This window comes from Amycolatopsis sp. NPDC028719 (genome assembly GCF_055565395.1).
The window spans coordinates 50969-67975 of the sequence record NZ_JBVHUL010000018.1; the positions used below are offsets into that span (position 1 = coordinate 50969).

The 17007-nt window shown below is 73.0% G+C and carries 15 protein-coding genes; 8 read left to right on the top strand and 7 right to left on the bottom strand.

Translation table 11 applies throughout. The features are described 5' to 3' along the window. The first annotated feature begins 29 nt into the window (after positions 1-29). Positions 30-737, top strand: coding sequence for a DUF6008 family protein (locus tag ACZ4TR_RS47895; RefSeq protein ID WP_465295711.1), 708 nt, complete (start codon positions 30-32; stop codon positions 735-737). Here ACZ4TR_RS47895 and ACZ4TR_RS47900 read toward each other — a convergent pair. The 3 genes from ACZ4TR_RS47900 to ACZ4TR_RS47910 form a co-directional block, all read right to left on the bottom strand. Beyond that, complete coding sequence (locus ACZ4TR_RS47900; protein WP_465295713.1) at positions 718-4797, bottom strand: beta-galactosidase; 4080 nt, start codon at positions 4795-4797, stop codon at positions 718-720. The two genes, ACZ4TR_RS47895 and ACZ4TR_RS47900, sit on opposite strands and share 20 nt — an antisense overlap. A gap of 186 nt (positions 4798-4983) precedes the next feature. Further along, positions 4984-6027 (bottom strand): LacI family DNA-binding transcriptional regulator, encoded by a 1044-nt coding sequence (locus ACZ4TR_RS47905; protein WP_465295858.1) that lies wholly within the window; start codon positions 6025-6027, stop codon positions 4984-4986. A gap of 83 nt (positions 6028-6110) precedes the next feature. Next, positions 6111-6989: a serine hydrolase gene (locus tag ACZ4TR_RS47910; protein ID WP_465295715.1), complete on the bottom strand. Its 879-nt coding sequence runs from the start codon at positions 6987-6989 to the stop codon at positions 6111-6113. 116 nt (positions 6990-7105) lie between these two features. Between ACZ4TR_RS47910 and ACZ4TR_RS47915 the strand changes: the two genes are divergently transcribed. From ACZ4TR_RS47915 to ACZ4TR_RS47935, 5 genes are all read left to right on the top strand, one after another. Further along, on the top strand, positions 7106-7678 hold the full coding sequence (locus ACZ4TR_RS47915; RefSeq protein WP_364528348.1) for an RNA polymerase sigma factor: 573 nt from the start codon (positions 7106-7108) through the stop codon (positions 7676-7678). Then, on the top strand, positions 7671-8792 hold the full coding sequence (locus tag ACZ4TR_RS47920) for a CU044_5270 family protein (RefSeq protein ID WP_465295717.1): 1122 nt from the start codon (positions 7671-7673) through the stop codon (positions 8790-8792). The genes ACZ4TR_RS47915 and ACZ4TR_RS47920 overlap by 8 nt, the downstream gene beginning before the upstream one ends. Positions 8793-9097: 305 nt before the next feature. Then, positions 9098-9841 carry a FadR/GntR family transcriptional regulator gene (locus ACZ4TR_RS47925; RefSeq protein WP_465295719.1) on the top strand — a complete coding sequence of 248 codons (744 nt, stop codon included), beginning with the start codon at positions 9098-9100 and terminating at the stop codon, positions 9839-9841. After that, entirely contained in the window at positions 9835-10563 is a 729-nt protein-coding gene (locus ACZ4TR_RS47930) for a sulfite exporter TauE/SafE family protein (RefSeq protein ID WP_465295720.1), read from the top strand. Before ACZ4TR_RS47925 ends, ACZ4TR_RS47930 begins: the two co-directional genes overlap by 7 nt. Positions 10564-10575: 12 nt before the next feature. Beyond that, complete coding sequence (locus tag ACZ4TR_RS47935; RefSeq protein WP_465295722.1) at positions 10576-11586, top strand: 1-aminocyclopropane-1-carboxylate deaminase/D-cysteine desulfhydrase; 1011 nt, start codon at positions 10576-10578, stop codon at positions 11584-11586. Positions 11587-11588: 2 nt separating this feature from the next. Here ACZ4TR_RS47935 and ACZ4TR_RS47940 read toward each other — a convergent pair whose 3' ends face one another. Continuing rightward, positions 11589-12245, bottom strand: a complete 657-nt coding sequence (locus ACZ4TR_RS47940) for a helix-turn-helix transcriptional regulator (protein WP_465295724.1) — start codon at positions 12243-12245, stop codon at positions 11589-11591. An 86-nt stretch (positions 12246-12331) separates the two neighbouring features. Here ACZ4TR_RS47940 and folE point away from each other — a divergent pair, with 86 nt between their 5' ends. Together folE and ACZ4TR_RS47950 are read left to right on the top strand one after the other, a co-directional pair. Then, entirely contained in the window at positions 12332-12952 is a 621-nt protein-coding gene (gene folE / locus ACZ4TR_RS47945; protein ID WP_465295726.1) for a GTP cyclohydrolase I FolE, read from the top strand. Beyond that, complete coding sequence (locus ACZ4TR_RS47950) at positions 12952-14157, top strand: NAD(P)/FAD-dependent oxidoreductase (protein ID WP_465295728.1); 1206 nt, start codon at positions 12952-12954, stop codon at positions 14155-14157. The genes folE and ACZ4TR_RS47950 overlap by 1 nt, the downstream gene beginning before the upstream one ends. Positions 14158-14228: 71 nt before the next feature. Here the strand turns inward: ACZ4TR_RS47950 and ACZ4TR_RS47955 are convergent, their stop codons facing one another. From ACZ4TR_RS47955 to ACZ4TR_RS47965, 3 genes are all read right to left on the bottom strand, one after another. Further along, a complete protein-coding gene (locus ACZ4TR_RS47955) occupies positions 14229-14663 on the bottom strand; it encodes a hypothetical protein (RefSeq protein WP_465295730.1) in 435 nt (144 codons plus the stop codon). A gap of 109 nt (positions 14664-14772) precedes the next feature. Next, positions 14773-15432: a response regulator transcription factor gene (locus ACZ4TR_RS47960; protein ID WP_364524032.1), complete on the bottom strand. Its 660-nt coding sequence runs from the start codon at positions 15430-15432 to the stop codon at positions 14773-14775. Then, positions 15429-16934, bottom strand: a complete 1506-nt coding sequence (locus ACZ4TR_RS47965; RefSeq protein WP_465295860.1) for a GAF domain-containing sensor histidine kinase — start codon at positions 16932-16934, stop codon at positions 15429-15431. Before ACZ4TR_RS47965 ends, ACZ4TR_RS47960 begins: the two co-directional genes overlap by 4 nt. Between the last annotated feature and the right edge of the window lie 73 nt (positions 16935-17007).

Here is a 17007-nt window from a genome sequence, read left to right on the forward strand (position 1 = left end):
GCCTGGGCGGGACGCGGACGGAGGCGGCCATGACGATGCCGATGGGGACGATGTCCGGCTGGGACGTCGCGGGAGCGACCCTGCTGGTGCTTTGGGCGCTTGCGATGGGGGCGGCGGTCGGTGTCCTGGCGTACGCGAACCGGGGGCCGGTGCGCCCGTGGGTGTACCGCGGCTCGGCCGCGGTGATCGGCGTCGGCGTGCTCGGGCAGCTCGGCCACGTCCAGGAGCACATCGCCCAGGTCGGCTACTGGCTCGGGCACCCGAACTCGCCCGCGTGGATGACACCGTGGGGCACCGGGCTCGCGAACGGCCTGCAGACGCTTCTGCCGGACCGCAAGACGTTCGGGATGGAGCTGCTGCACCTCACCGGCAACTGCATCTTCCTCGCCGGGCTCGCCGGGGTCATGGTGATCACGCGGCGGGCCCTGGGCACCCGCGCCCGCCGCTGGGCGAAGATGGGCGTGTGGATGCAGGGCCTGCACGGGCTCGAGCACCTGGCCCTCACGCTCTCGATCGGCTTCGGCGCGCCCCGCGCGATCGGACTGTCGACGTTCTTCGGCCTCGTCGACCCGGGCGTCGGGCTGACGACCTACCGCGTGTGGTGGCACTTCGTCGCCAACGTGATCGGCTCGGTCATCTTCGGCCTGGCGCTGTACCACCTGTGGCGCGAACGTCGCGAAGTCCGCGCCACCTTCTTCCTCCGGCCGGTCCCGGAGGTCACCCGGCAGGCGGCGTAGCGCAGGTCAGCGTCGGCAGCGCCCAGTCCGCGTGGTCGTTGCCGTTGCCGTCCCCGCCGTCGCTCACCAGCAGGTCCAGGACCTGGGCGCCGGTGACGTCGACGTCGAGCGGGACCGCCGCCTGCCCGCCGCGCACCACCGGCGTCGTCACCCGGGTCACGCCGTCCACCGAGACGCTGAAACTCACGCTGCCGCCGGTGCCCGTCTCGCCGTCGACGCCGGCCGAAGCGGTCAGCCGGGTGCAGGTACCGGCCAGGTAGAGCTGGACGTCACTCGCCGCGTGCACGCCCAAGCCCTTCGCGTACGCGACCCCGCCGACGGTCATCGGCTTGCCGTCGCCCGCGCTCGCCTCGCCGTTGCTGGTGTCACGCTCGACCGGGCCCCAGCCGTTCGTCGCCGTCAGGAACGGCAGCGAGCTCACCGCCACCTCGCCCGCGGGTGGCGCCGGAGGCACCGCACCGACGATCCGCTCACCGGACACGGAATCGGGCCGTCCGGCCTGCCGGTAGGCCACCGCCACCTTCAGCGCGGCCGTGTCCACTGTGGAGGGGACAGTGACGCGCCACGAGACCGTCGCCGAGCCGCCGCCGTCGATTCGCGCGACCGAAGGCGGGGACGCGGGCCCGACCGTCCACCCGGCCGGCGCGGTCAGCACCGGCTTCACGTCGAACGCCGGCGGCGCGCCCGCGGGCACCCGCACCGTCGCCGAAGCGGTGAACGACTGCCCGCCCGACACGGTGTCCGGCGCGGTCAGGGACACCCCCGCGGTCGGCGCCGCCGGCATCGCGTACCGCCCGGGGTCGAAGCCGGGCGAGGCGTTCTGCTTCACCGTCAACGGCGAGCGGTAGCTGCCGTAGTTCGTCCAGGTGATCTTGCCGAGACCGCCCGTGCTGCCGTCGAGGTTCCACACCGCCACGGCGATGGTGTTGCGGCCGTTCGGGTTAAGGATCCCGTTCGGGATCGGGAAGCTGTGCTGCGGCCCGAGGTAGTTGACGTACTGGCCGAGCTGCCAGCCGTTGACGAAGATCAGCGCCCGGTACTGCCGCGCGGGATCGTCGGTGATCGTCAGGCCGAGCGAGGTGTCCTGGCCGCGCGGCAGATCCAGGTCGGCGGTGGTCCGGTACCAGGACACGCCCGGCGTCGAGTCCTTCGCCGGCAACGAAGCCGACGTCCAGCGCCCGTCGGGGAAGCCGGGCAGTGACCAGCCCGCGCGCTCGCCGTACAACCCGCCGGTGTTGAGCGGACCCCGGACCGGGTCGAGCCCCGTCTCGCCGCCGCGGACACCCTGCAGCCGCCAGGTCACCGACGTCAGCGGCGCCCCGGTCAGCCGGGCGGAGATGAGCCCGCGCGCGGCCTTGTTGCCGTTGTTCGCGCCGTAGTCCTCCTCGTGGCCCATGTTCACGGTGAGCACGGAGAGCTCGTTCTCCCCCGCGCGCAGCGCGCCCGCCGGGAAGGGGAAAGTGTGCTGGGGATCCTTCGAGCTGCCGAGGAAGACACCGTTGAGCCACACCGAGAACGCGCCGGCCGGCCCGCCGCTCTGGCTCGACAGCGTGATCCCGGTCTGCTTCCCGTCGCCGGTGAACCGGCCGCGGTACCAGGTGTTGCCGGTGTGGAAACCGTAGTCGTCGGCGAAGAGCACCGGTTTCGTGCCGACCGCGGTCGAACTGTCGGAGGTGTCCTTGTCGGCCACCGGCCAGGCCGAGTCGTCGAAGCCGGGCCGGCTCTCCGGCGACTCCTGCTGGTGCTTCCAGCCGCTCAACGCCGGGAGCGTCACGGCCTTCGCCGTCGGCGCGGTGGCGTCGAGACTGCCGCTCGACGTCGGCCGGGTCGCGACCCGGGATCCGTTCCACGACAACGACTTCTCGCTGCTGAAGACCTCGAACGAGCCGTCGGTGCCGGTGTCGCCGGTCAACGCGAGGGTGCCGTGGTCGTCGGCCGCGGTCCGCACCAGGTGCGTGCCGCGGACCAGCACCGGGCCCGCCGCGGTGTCCTGGCGCCAGAACGTCGCCGCCGTCGCCTTGTCGGCGAGCAGCAGGAGCAACGGGCGCTGCCCGGGGGCGGTGACGAGCACGCGGGCCAGGCCGTCGTGGGTGTAGTTCAGCCGCAGGTCGCCGCGGGCCGCGTCCCAAGTGGACGTCGCGGTGCCGCCGAGGACCTGCACGGACGGCTGCTGCGCGAACCGCAGCACGGTTTCGCCCGGGCCGCCCTTGTCCCCGTAGAGGACCGCGACGTCCCGGTCGCCGATGGCCGCGCTCGTCATGATCTCCGACGTCGAATACTGCATCCGCGTCCGCCCGAGGTCGTACCCGGCGACGACGATCTTCGACTGCCGGCCGTTCAGCGTGAGGCCGGTGCCGGGCTGCTGCGGCACGACCGGGTAGTAGTCGGCGCTGCCCGACAGCAGGTCGACGGCGTCGACCACGACGAACGGCCCGGTCGCGTTCGCGTTCTTCTGCCCGGTGACGACGATCTTCAGCGTGTGCGCCCCGGCGGGCAGGCCGCGCACCTCGTAGCCGGTGACCTGGTTCTGCTTGCTCGCCGCGTAGAGGTCGACGGTGCTGACTTTCGCGTCGTCGAGGTAGACGTCGGCGATGCCGTGACTCGGGTCCTTCGACGTCACCCAGCGGATCCCGGTGCCGGTGAAGGGGATGCTCACGCTGTCACCGGTGACCTCCGAGAACGACTCGGTGTGCTGGTAGTCGCCGCCGGTGTAGTTCACCTCCGGCCCGACGTGGCTCCAGGTGCCGGTGTAGCCGACCTCGCCCGCGCGGTCGTCGTAGGTGTAGCCGGCGTGGGCGGCGAGGTCGAGCGCGAGGCTCGTGGTGTTCGAGGCGGTGGACGTCGAATCGGTGTGGCGCAGGGTGTGGAACTGCGTGCGGGTGTCCGGGTTGATCCGGGCGGTGTCGGTGAGGGCCGGGTCGGTGAGCGGCGCGCCGGCCAGCCCGTCGGTCTTGGTCAGCGGGGCGACGGACTGGGTGAAGTAGCCGATCAGCTTGTCTTCGTTGTACTTCGGGTCGAACTGCCGCGCCTCGGTGATCGCGGCGCCGTAGTCGTAGGACGTGTAGTTCTGCGGGATCGCGCTCCAGCCCCACGACGTCCCGCCGTGCAGCATGTAGAAGCTCTGGCCGGTCGCGCCGACCGCGATGTTCTGCTTGTAGAAGACGTTGGCGAACTGGTCGTCGATCAGCTGCGCGCACTTCTCGTAGCCCGGGCCGCCCCACGGGTCGAAGGCGCCGCCCTGGAACTCGGCGGTGATCAGCGGCTTGCCGGGCACGTGGTCGTAGCTGATGTCCGGGACGCCGTTCCAGCGCGTCGGGTCGGAGCAGTCGAAACCCTGCGGGTAGGAGTCGGCGGCGTCGACGTCGAGCGCGGCCTCGCCGGCGTTGAAGGTGCCGTTGTTGTTGCCCACCAGGGGAACGGTGATGCCGTCGGCGCGGGCCTTGTCTTCGAGGTGCTTCATGTACGCGCGGCCGTCGGCGTTGCCGTTGTAGTACTCGTTCTCGACCTGGTAGGCGAGCACACTGCCGGTGCCGTTCGTCAACTGATGGCGCGCGATGATCCGGTCGATCTGCGTCTGCCACTCGTCGGAGTACTTCAGGTAGCCGGGGTCGGCGCTGCGGGTGTGGCCGGGGGTGGTGGACAGCCAGGTCGGGAATCCGCCGCCGTCGACCTCCGCGTTGATGTAAGGCCCGGGCCGCGCGATGACGTAGAGCCCGGCCTGCTGCGCCACGTCGAGGAGCTTGTCGAGGTCGCGGACGCCGGTGAAGTCGTAGACGCCCTGGCGCGGCGAGTGGTAGCCCCAGTCGAAGTACAGCGACGTCGAGTTGAAGCCGGCCGCCTTCATCTTCTGGAAGATGTCGAGCCAGAGGTCGGGGCTCGGGAGGCGGTAGGAGTGGAACTCCCCCGACCAGAGGTAGGTGCGGTTGCCGTCGACCAGGAAGGAGTAGCCGTCGTAGGTGACGGTGTGCCCGGCCTTCGGCGGCGCGGCCGTGGCCGGCGGGACGGTCACCCCGACCAGGGCGAGCACGGCGACGAGCAGAGTCCGGACGACGGCACGCATGCGAAGACCTCCGGGCGGCGGGGACCAGAACCGAACACGATGCTTCGCCGATCACACAGAAGCGGTCAAGATACAACACCGGGATGGATCAGTACCCAGGTCGTGTTAGCGCTAACAAAACTCCGCGAATGTCGTGAATGAGTCATTCAGGTCGTCGGAAGTCCTGAATGACTCATTCAAGACGTTTCAGCGGGGGCCGGTGCTTTCCCGAACGATCAGCTCGGCCGGCACGAGGTGCCGCGCCCGGACGTCGCCGCCCGCCATGCGGTCTTCCAGGAGCCCGAACGTCTTCCGGCCGACCTCGATGAAGTCCTGGCGGACCGTCGTCAGCGGCGGGTTGAAGTACGCCGCCTCCGGGACATCGTCGAAGCCGGCGACGTGGACGTCCTCCGGCACGCGGATCCCGGCCTCGGTGAACGCGCGCAGCACACCCAGCGCCATCTGGTCGTTGGCCGAGAACACCGCCTTCAGCCCACGCTTGCCGACCAGCGCCCGGCCCGCCTCGTAGCCCGACCGCGGGCTCCAGTCGCCGCGCACGACCGCCGGCACCCGCAGGCCGCGTCGTTCCAGGGTTTCGCGCCAGCCGCGTTCGCGGTCGCGGGCCTCCAGCCAGTCCTCCGGCCCGGCGACGTGCCAGACCGTGCGGTGGCCGAGGGCGAGCAGGTGCTCGGTGGCACGGCGGGCGCCGTCGTACTGGTCGACCGAGATCACCGGCACGGGCGCCGACTTGCCACCGCCGACCGCCACCACCGGGATGTCGCCCGGCACCGCGGCCAGCGCCCGCCCGGCCGTGACGTGCGGGGCGATGACGACGATCCCTTCGACCGCCTGGCGCCGCAGGCTCTCCACCGCGTCGCCGATCGACGTCCGGCCCGGGCGGGTGACGCTGCAGATAGCGACGCCGTACCCGGCTTCGCGGGCCGCGTTTTCGATGCCGTACAGGGTGCTCGCCGGCCCGTAGAGGTTCGACTCCAGCGCGACCACGCCGAGCGTGCCCGACCGGCCGGTGACCAGCGTCCGCGCGGCGGTGTTGGGCCGGTACCCGAGCTTCTGCACGGCGGCGAGGACGCGCTCGCGGGTCTCCGGGCGCACCGGCCCGCTCTCGTTGACCACGCGCGAGACGGTCATGTGCGACACCCCGGCCATGCCGGCGACGTCGGCCAGGCTGGGCTGCCGCGGCCCCGGGGCCGACGTCCTGGCCTGCGCCCCCGGCTTCGCCCGGTCCACCACCCTGGCCCCCTCCACTTCGTGCTGTGCCACCACCCACGAGACCGTACCGCCGAAGGGGCCGGCACCGGCGGACGCCGGGCGCGTCAGGACCAGCCGAGCGGGACGGAGAGCGCTTTCACGACCGCCGTGACGTTCTGGGACGCCTTCGACCAGGAAGTGGCGGCCGGCTGGGCGCTCAGCACGACGACGATGTAGCGGCGCCCGCCGACGAGCCCGCTGGTGTGCAGGTTGCGGCCCGGGTCGCAGCAGGACCAGCCCTGCTTCACCGCCCAGTCGGTGGCGGTGACCGCACCCGGGATGCCGAAGAACTGGTCGAAGCCGTCCGCGCCGTGTTCCGTGGCGCCGTCGAGCGCGCGCAGGACGACCTGCCGGGTGCCCGCCGGGGCGTCGTCCATGAGGTACCGGTAGGTGCGGACGAGGTCGGCGGCGGTGACGAGGGTGCTGCCCCAGTGCCCGGCGTCGGCGGGCGGGGTCGTCGCCCGCAGCCCGATCCGTGCCGCCCACGACGTGACGATCTTCGCCTCGCCGAGCTTCGTCCAGAGCCGGCTCGCGATGTCGTCGTCGCTGCGGGACAGCATTTCGGCGACCTCGCCGGCGGGCTCGCCCCGCCGCAGGGCTTCGAAGGCGATGAACAGCTTGACCAGCGACGCGGAGGTGTAGGTCGCGTCCGGGCGGTACGAGACGACGTCACGGCCGTTCTTGCGGTCGTGGACGAGCACGCTGAGCTTCCCCGGCACGAGCTTCGCCAGCGAGGCGCCCTCCGACACCGGCGTCGCCGACGTCGCCGGCGGTGCCGAAGTCGCCGTCGTCGCGACGCTCGTCGTCAACGACGGCGCGGTCGTGAGCGGCGAGCCGGCCGCGGCGACGGGTGCCGGCGGCCGGACCGCCGCGGCCACGACGAGCATCGCCGCCACCGCGCCGGCGCACGTCCCGGCCAGCAGCATCGCATTTCCCCTGTGCATACCGGCTCTTGTCCCCACGCCGCGGAAGTGTTCGGCCGGAAGAACCCGAATGTGGCCTGCGTCTCATCCGGCCGGGCGATCGGGGACGCGGGCGACGGGTCGCGACAACCAGTAGCGTGACCAGAATCGTGGAACGGCTCGACCGGCCCGACCTCGCCGCGAAGGATCCGAAAGAGGTCTTCTCGCGGCTCTTCGACGAGTACGCCCATCCCCTGCGCGGCTACCTCGCGGGCCGGGTGGGCGTGCACGCCGCCGACGACCTCGTGGCGGAGACGTTCGTCGTCGCGCTGCGCAGACGGACCAGCTACGACCCCGAGAAGGCGCCGATCCGCGGCTGGCTCTACGGGATCGCGACCAACCTGCTGCGCAACCACGTGCGCCAGGAGGTCCGCGGGTTCCAGCTGACGGCGAAGGCCGGCGCCGAAGAGCGTCCGGAAGAAAACCACGACGCCGCGGTGGCCGGCCGGGTCGACGCGGCCGCACGCCTGCGCGTCCTGGCCGGCGAGCTCGCCGCGCTGTCCGAACAGGACCGTGACGTCCTGCTGCTCACGTCCTGGGCCGGGCTGGAACCGGCCGAAGTCGCCGAGGCGCTCGGCGTGCCCGCCAGCACGGTCCGCTCGCGCCTGCACCGCGTCCGCCACCGCCTCCAGGCCCTGCTCGTCCCCACCGAGGAGAACCCCCATGCATGAGCTCGACGAAACCCTCGAGCTGCTCCACCGCGACGCCCGCAAGGCACCCGCGGACCTGTCCGCGGCCCGCGCGAAGCTGATGGCGGAGCTGGACGCCGGCTCGACCGTCGTCCCGCTGCGGCCGAGGCGCGCCCGCCGGTTCGCCCTGCCGGTCGCCGCCGCCGTGGCCGGGGTGGTCGCGGTGACGGTCGTCGTCGTCCAGACGGGTTCGTCCGGGCCCACCGCCGGACCGGCGCCCGCGCCCCCGGTGCCGAGCACGAACCCGGGCGCGAACCCGACCGCGAACTGGCCCGACATCAAGCTGATGTCGGCGACGCAGGTGCTGGACCGGGCGGCCGACCTCAGCGTCGGCGCGGTCGACCAGCCCGTCGGCCCCGGGCAGTTCCGGTACGTCGGCGAGCACACGTGGGTCGGACGCGGCGTCCAGACCGGCGACGCGACCGGCTACACGTACCTGTGGGAGCAGCAGGTCGACCTCTGGATCCCGGCCGACGCCCACGACGTCTGGCAGCAGAACCGCAAGATCCTCGACACCGGCAAGTTCCTGGGCGGTTCGCAACCGCAGTCCCAGTCGCCCGAGCCGGAGATCACCGACACCGACCAGGGCCAGTGGCAGGGCCGGTGCGGCGACTTCTTCCCGAAGTCGAAGCCGGCGAAGAAGTGCGACGACCCCACGGACTGGGACAGCCCGGCGTTCTACGCGAAGCTGCCGCACGACCCGGCCGCGCTGTACGCGAAGCTGCAGAGCCTGACGAAGGGCCGCGGCTCGACGCCGTCCGCGATGTTCCACTTCGGCATCGAGATCCTGCGGGCCGGGGTGATGCCCGCCGAGCTGCGCGCGCAGTGGTACCGGGCGCTGGCGAAGATCCCGGGCATGACGGTGCTGGCGGCGGAGACGAACCTCGACGGCCGCACGGGCGTCGCGCTCGGCCTCGACGACCGGCACGAGATCCGGCAGCTGATCATCGACCCGGTGACGGGCCGGTTCATCGGCGAGCGGTCGATCGCGGGCGCGGAGCCGGACCAGCCGTGGATCAAGCCGGGCACGGAACTCGGCGCGAGCGCGATCACGACCGCGGTCACCGGCAGCCTCGGCGAGGTCCCGGCCAAGTAGCGCACTGCCGTGAAGGGCACCTTCACGGACTGGAGGTCCCTGAAGGTGCCCTTCACGACCTGTGGGTTCGCGTCTTGGGTCCCGCCCGCCGGGTTCCGCCTGCCGGGTTCCGCTTGTTGGCCGCCGGCCAGCGCCCCAATGTGGCATTGGGTGCGTCTCACGCACCGAAGGCCACATTGGGTGCGCCTGACGCACCCAATGTGGCATTGGGGCGCTGGCAACCGGCCAACAGCACGGCACCAGCACAGCGACAAGCCGGACACCGCGAGCTGATATGCCTGACATATCGTGCTACCGTCGGCGGCATGGAGACCACCGCCGGACTCCGGATCGCCGTCGAGATGCGAGCCCGCGTCGACGACGGGCGCTGGCCCGTCGGCACCATCCTGCCCACCGAACTGGAGCTCGCCCGCGAGTTCGAGGTCAGCCGGCCTTCAGTGCGCGAAGCCCTCAGCGCGCTCCAGTTCGCCGGCTACGTCGAAGCGCGGCGCCGGCGCGGCACCGTCGTGCTCGGGAGGTCCCCGGTCCCCGGGTCCGCCCGGCACGTCCGCGCCGCGCGGACCTTCGAAGAGGTCGTCGACCTCCTCGAGGCCCGGCTGATCCTCGAACCGGCCGTGCTGACCCTCGCCGCGGCCGATCCGGATCCCGCCGCGCTCGACCTGGCGCACGAGGCCGTCGCCGGGATGGCCCTGGTCACCGGCGGCGACGCGATCCCCGCCGACACCGACCACCGGCTGCACGCCGCGATCGCCGGGGTCTGCCGGAATCCGGACCTGCGCGAGCAGGTTTTCACCCTGCTCGAACGGGCCTCCGGGCCGGTCTGGCGGGAAACGCAGGCGACGGCGTGGGTATCGGACACCAAGAGCCGCTGGACCGACGACCACCGCGAGATCGTCGCCGCGCTCGCCCGGGGCGACGGCCCGGCCGCGGCCGCCGTCTCACGACGGCACCTGCTGTCCGCTGTGGACAATGCCGCCGGCTGCGCCGCCCTTCCCCCGTCGCAGCTTCGGCGGCTGCACCGGCTTCGCGAGCACTTCGGCTCGTGTTAGCCGTCCTGCTGGTGGCGGTGCCGGTCGGCGTCTTCATCGGGGCGATCGGCATCGGCGGCGTCCTCCTGCCACCCGCGCTGACCTGGCTCGCCGGGCTCGACATCCACGCGGCGGCGGGCACCAGCAGCTGGTGCTTCCTGTTCACCGGCATCGTCGGCACCGTCGCCTACGCGCGCCACCAGGCGATGCCGTGGCGCTTCGGGGGTTGGCTCACCCTCGGCGCGGCACCGGCCGCGGCGGCCGGCGCGCTGGTGAACGGCGTCATCCCGGCGACCGTCCTCTGGCTGTTCCTGGCCACCGTGACCGCCGGCTCCGGCGCCTTCAACCTCTGGGCACGCCCACGTGAAGCGCGCGAGCTGCCCGCGCCCGCCGCCGTCGCGGTGGGGGCGGCCGTCGGGTTCGGCTCGGCGCTGACCGGCACGGGCGGGCCGGTGCTGCTCGTCCCCGTGCTGCTGGCCCTCGGCGTCCCGGCGTTGACGACGATCGCGGCCGGGCAGCTGATCCAGCTCCCCCTCGTCGGCTTCGCGACGCTGGGCTACGCGGCGCAGGGCTCCGTCCACTTCGGACTCGGCAGCGTCCTGGGCGTGCTGGCCGGCGCCGGCACCCTGCTCGGCACGCGGCTGGCCCGGAAACTGCGCGGGCGCCACCTCCACCGCGTCGCCTCGGGCGCCCTCGTCGGTTTCGGCGCCTTCCTCTTCGTCCTCCCGTTCCTCCCGCGCTAGAAGGGAAAGACCATGGACCTGGCCACCCGGCTCGAGCGGTTCCCCCGCGAAGACCTCGCCCTCACCCCGACGCCGCTCGACGTCCTCGCCCGGCTCGGCGAGCGGCTCGGCCCCCGCGTCCTCCTCAAGCGCGACGACCTCACCGGCCTCGCCCTCGGCGGCGACAAACCCCGCAAGCTCGAGTACGAACTGGCGCGGGCCCGCCACGCGGACGCGGACGTCGTCGTCACGTGCGGGTCGATGCAGAGCAACCACGCCCGCCTCACCACCGCGGCCGCGCGCCGGCTCGGGATGGACTGCACGGTCGTGCTCAGCCGGGACGCCTACGACGAGTTCCAGGGCAACCTGCTCACCGTGCGGCTGCTCGGCGCCGACGTCCGGGTGGTCGACGTCGAGGACCACTGGGCCCTCGACGAGCACGTCCGCGCGGTGTGCGACGAGCTGCGCGCGGCGGGGCGACGGCCGCACGCCGTGCCGATCAGCGGCACCACGCCGCACAGCTGCCTCGGCTACGTGCGGGCCGGGCTGGAGCTCGCCGCGCAGCTGCGGGGATCCGGCGACCGCCCCGACGCCGTCTACCTGCCGTTCGGCACCGGCGGGATCTTCACCGCCCTGACGCTCGCCCTGCGGGACCAGGGGTTCGGCTGCCCGATCATCGGCATCAGCGTCAACGAGGACCGCGCCGGCTGCCAGGCCGGGTACCGCCACTGGTGGGCCGAGCTGACCCGGCTGCTCGGGCTCGGCGGCGAGCCGCCGGAGGTCGAGCTCCACGACGAGTTCGTCGGGCGCGAGTACGGCGACCCGACCGAGGAGTGCCTCGACGCGATCCTGCTGCTGGCCCGCACCGAGGGCGTCCTGCTCGACCCGGTCTACAGCGGGAAGACCTTCGCCGGGTTCCTTTCCCACCACGCGGCCGGGCGCTGGACCGCCGGGCACCGCGTGGTGGTGCTGCACAGTGGCGGCGTCCCCGCGCTGTTCGCCTACCACGACGCGCTGGCCGCGCACCTGGCCCGGCGCGGCTGAGCTCAAGCGGGGGCGAGGCGCACGCAGCAGAATCCGGGTTGCGGGTCCAGCCGGGCGCGCAGGCGGCCCTCGCCCACGCCGTCGACCAGCCCTTCGACCAGCCCGAGGTTCATTTCGCAGACCAGCCGGGTGTGCGTGCGGGCCAGCCGCTGGAACGGGCAGTTGCCGAACAGTACCCCGTCGCCCTCGACGCGCGGTTCGAACCCGTGCTCCTCGAGCGCGGCGACGATGTCCGGCGCACCGGCGGCCACCTCGGCCCCGTGGTCGCGGGCGCGGCGGCCCAGGATCTCGCGCGCCGAACCGCCGGTCTCGTCGGCTTCCTCGATCGCCGACGCGAGAAGCCCGCCGGCCAGCTCGTAGTGGCGCTCGGGCACCGAGACGCTCACCTGCCGGTCGGACCGGCGGTAGAGCTTGGCCGGGCGGCCCGCGCCCGGCCCGGTGCGGCCGCTGCGGCGCTCGTACTCGACCACCAGGAGCTGCTCCTCCACCAGGCGGTCCAGGTGGAAGGCGACGGTCGCGCGGGGCACGCCGAGGGCCGAGGCGACGTCGTCGCGGCTCACCGGCGCCGGGCGCCGGACGACGTACTCGTACAGCCGCCGGCGCGTCGGCTCGTCGAGGGCCGCGACCGCGGCCAGCGCACCGGCCTGGGACTTGTGCATCTCCGCACTCTAAAACAAATAATCGTTGACGAAAACCCGCGCGGGCTTCTAACGTCGGCTCGACTTGGTTTTAGAAGGAGGCCTCCGTGACCGTCGATCCCGTCCGCGAACCGGTGCCGCTGCGGCACCTGGGTGTCGTCCACGACCGCGACACCATGGACCTGCGCGCGGCGGAGCGCGCGGTCGCCGACCTGCTGCGTGCCCTGGGCAAGGACCCGTCGTCCGAGCACCTGGGCGACACGCCGCGGCGGGTCGCCAACGCCTACGCGGAAATGCTGCGCCCGCGCGACTTCAAGCTGACGACGTTCCCGAACGACGAGGGCTACGACGAGCTCGTGCTGGCGAAGAGCATCCCGGTGCAGTCGCTGTGCGAGCACCACCTGCTCCCCTTCCGCGGTGTCGCGCACGTCGGCTACCTCCCCGGCGAGCGGATCCTCGGCCTGTCGAAGCTCGCCCGCGTCGTCGAGCTGTTCGCGCGCGACCTGCAGGTGCAGGAACGGCTGACCAAGCAGGTCGCGGACTGGCTGCAGGAGCACCTGGCGCCGAAGGGCGTCGGCGTCGTCATCGAAGCCGAGCACCTGTGCATGTCGCTGCGCGGGGTGCGGGCGACCGGCGCGCTCACCGTGACGTCGGCTCTGCACGGGGTGCTGCGCGAGGAACCCAAGTCGCGGCAGGAGTTCTTCGCGCTGACCGGCGTGATTTCCTGATGGACACCCACGTCATCGTCGGCGGCGGGCTCACCGGCGCGAAGGCCGCGGAAACGCTGCGCGCGGAAGGGTTCGCCGGCCGCGTCGTCCTCGTCGGCGCGGAGCCGGACCTGCCGTACGAACGGCCGCCGCTGTCGAAGGGCTACCTGCTCGGCCAGGACGACCGGGCGTCGGTCTTCGTCCACGACGAGAAGTGGTACGCCGAGCAGGACATCGAGGTGCTGACCGGCCGGCGCGTCACGGCGCTGGACCGCACCGCCCACGAAATCGAGCTGGCCGGCGGCGAACGCCTCGGCTACACGAAGCTGCTGCTGGCGACCGGGGCGTCGCCGCGGCGGCTGCGGGTGCCCGGCAACGACCTGAAGGGCGTCCACTACCTGCGCCGGCTCGCGCACGCCGACCGGCTGCGCGAGGCGCTGGCTTCGGGCGGCCGGGTCGTCGTGGCGGGCGCGGGCTGGATCGGCCTGGAAACCGCGGCGGCGGCGCGGACCTACGGCTGCGAGGTGACGATCGTCGAGCCCGCTCCCTCCCCGCTGCACGCGACGCTCGGGCCGGAGCTGGGCGAGTACTTCGCGAGCCTGCACCGCCGGCACGGCGTCGACCTGCGGCTCGGCACCGGTGTCACGGGCTTCGCCGGCGACACCGCGGTCACGGCGGTGACGACGGACGCGGGCGACATCCCGGCCGACGTGGTCGTCGTCGGGATCGGCGCCCGGCCGGAGACCCAGCTGGCGTCGGACGCGGGACTGGCCGTCGACGACGGCGTCTGCGTGGACGCGGCCCTGCGCACGGAGGACCCGGACGTGTTCGCGGCGGGCGACGTCGCGAGCGCGTGGCACCCGGGCTACGACCGCCGCATCCGCGTCGAGCACTGGGCGGCGGCGGCGAACGGCGGCCCGGCGGCGGCGCGGTCGATGCTCGGCCACGAGGTGGTCCACGACGAGCTGCCGTACTTCTTCTCGGACCAGTACGACATGGGCATGGAGTTCACGGGCTGGTTCCCGCCCGGCGGCTACGACCGCGTGGTGAAGCGCGGCGACGACGAGGCGTTCCACGCGTTCTGGCTGGCGGGCGGCCGGGTGGTCGCCGGGCTGCACGTCAACCGGTGGGACGAAGGCCTCGACGCGGTCCGCGAGCTGATCCGCGGTGGACGGACGGTGGACCCGGACGCGCTGGCGGACCCCGCGCGTCCCCTCACGAGCTAGCCGCGCCGGCTATCCGGTCGTGGGTGGTGCGCCGGTCGGAACCCGGCTCACCACCCACGGCACCGGAACCGTCAGTTGTCCCGGCGGTGCCGTCCGCCGCGTGACCCGGCGATCGCGCGCACCCGCAGCGCCAAGTCGCCCCGGCGGGCGCGGCGCGCGTACTCCAGCAGCGCCTCCACCTGCTCCTGCGGCAGCCACCCCTGGTCCGCCCCGGCTTCCAGCCGCAGCAGGTGGGTCACCAGTTCCCGCGAGTCCTCGTCGTGCTCGCCGGCCAGTTCCGCGAACCGGCAGGCCGCGTCCGCCTCGCCGTCGCACCACGCCGTCATCGCCAGGAGCGTCGCCGTCGCCGTCAGGATGTCGCCGCGGTGGATGCCCCCTTCCGCCGCCAGGTGCTCGGCCAGCTGGAAGCTGCGCGTGCCGAGGCCGCCGGCACCTTCCCTGCGCACGGCTCTGGCCAGCGCCTTGATCTGCTGCGTGACGTAGTCCCCGCTCGACAACCCCGACATGCTGTCCCCTCTGCCGCGCACGACAGCTCGTGCGTCACCCGACAGGTGTATCGCATGGGGGACCAGATACGTCGGATGCCGCACGGGTTTCCGCCGAGTGGGCGCGTGATCAGGTCGAACGGCCGCCGTCGGCGCGTCGCTGCGACACGTACACCGCCGCCGAGGTGCGCCGCTCGACCCCGAGCTTGTGCAGCACCGACGACACGTAGTTCTTCACCGTCTTCTCCGCCAGGAACAACCGCTCCGCGATCTGCCGGTTGGTCAGGCCTTCGGCGACGAGGTCCAGCACCCGCCGCTCCTGCGGGCTGAGCTGCTCGTACCGCGGGTCCGGGGCCGCGACGTCCTCGCCGCGCAGCTTGTTCATCACCGACGCGGTCAGCGTGGCGTCCAGCAGCGAGCCGCCGACGGCGACCGTGCGGACGGCGTCGACCAGCGACCGGCCGGACACCTGCTTGAGCATGTACCCGGCCGCGCCCGCCATGATCGCGCCGAAGAGCGCGTCGTCGTCCGAATAGGACGTGAGCATCAGGCACGCCGGCGCCGGCTCGACGGTCGAGCGGATCTCGCGGCACACCTCGACGCCCTGGCCGTCCGGCAGCCGGACGTCGAGGATCGCGACGTCCGGGCGGGCCTGCGGGATCCGGACCAGCGCCTCCGCCACCGTCCCCGCCTCGCCGACCACCTCGATGTCCTCTTCGGACTCGAAGACGGTCTTCAGGCCGGTGCGGACCAGCTCGTGGTCGTCCAGCAGGAACACCGAGATCGTCATCGTCCACTCCCCTGCTCGCCCGTCCGGGCCGGCAGCTCCACGGTCCATTCCAGCCGGGAGCCGCCGCCCTCGGCGGCCACCAGCTCGCAGGTCCCGCCCCACCGGGCCGCGCGGGCGGCCAGGTTGGCGAGCCCGCTGACGCGCTCGCGTTCCGGCGGCGGGCCGGTCCCGTCGTCGCGCACGAGGAGGCTCAGCCGCCGGCCGGCCCCGTCCACGGTGACCTCGACCGAGGACGACGTCGCCCCGGCGTGGCGCGCCACGTTCGTCAGCGCCTCGCGCAGCGACGCGATCAGGTCGGACCGGACGGCGTCCGGCACCGCCGCGTCGAGCGGCCCGTCGAAGCCGACTCGCGGCTCGAAGCCCAGCGTGTCCCGCGCGTCGACGGCGACCCGCAGCAGCTCGGCGCGCAGGCTTCCCTGCGCCTGCGCGGGCGCCTGCAGCGAAAAGATGCTGTTGCGGATCTCGCGGATAGTGCCGTCGAGGTCCTGGGCGAAGCCGGCGACGCGCCCCCCGACGGCCGGATCGGCGATCAGCCGGCTGACGCCCTCCAGCCCGAGCCCCGTCGCGAACAGCCGCTGGATGACCAGGTCGTGCAGGTCGCGGGCGATCCGGTCGCGGTCCTCGAACACCGCCAGCTGCTGGCGCGCCTCCTGCGCCCGGGAGAACTCGACGGCGAGCGCCGCGTGCCCGGCGAAGGTCTCGGCCATCTGGACCTCGGCTTCGGTGAACGGCGTCTTGTCCCGGAACTTCGCGACGACCAGCACGCCCAGCGTCTCGTCGCCGACGAGCAGCGGTACCGAGATCGCCGAGTCCAGGTCCTTGATCATCGCCGGCATCGGCCCGGCGCGGTCTCGCTGTTCTTCCTGCACGTGGTCGCCGTAGTCGCGCACGACGACCGGGCGGCGGGTGGTGAACGCCATCCCGGTGGCGGTGCCTTCGGCCGGGACGGTCAGCCCGGCGAGCCGGTCGGCGTCCGCGCCCGGCGGCTCGACGACGTCGAAGACCAGCTGTCCCGGACCGGCCGGCAGCGCGATCGCGCCCCCGGTGCCGCCGGCCACCACGCGAGCGCGTTCGGCGATCAACCGCAGGGTGGCGCGCAGGTCCTGGGCGCCGAGCAGCGCCCGCGTGACGTCGTAGGACGCTTGCAGCCAGCGTTCGCGGCGGCGCATCCGGTCGACGAGCACGGCCTTGTCGACGGCCATCGCGGTCGCGGCGACGAGCGCACCCAGCACCTCCCGCTCGCGGCGGCCGAATTCGCGACCGGGAGCGGGCTCGACCTCGAACCGGCCGATCGTCTCCGGCCCGGCCCGCATCGGCAGCTCGACCACCCCGTTGCCGGCGGCCCGGCCGTACTCGGCGACGGCGCCTTCGGGACCGGTCAGCTCGACGCGGCCGTGCCGGGCGCCGACCAGTTCGCACACTGCCGTCACCCCGGCGGCCAGTACCGCCGGCACCTCCAGCTCACGCGCGATCCCGGCCACCGCGGCCAGGATCGCCGGCATGCCGATTTCGTCCGCCACTTCCCGCCGACCCCACGTGAGCCCGATCCCGGGGTGGTCCCCGGGCCGTCAAGGG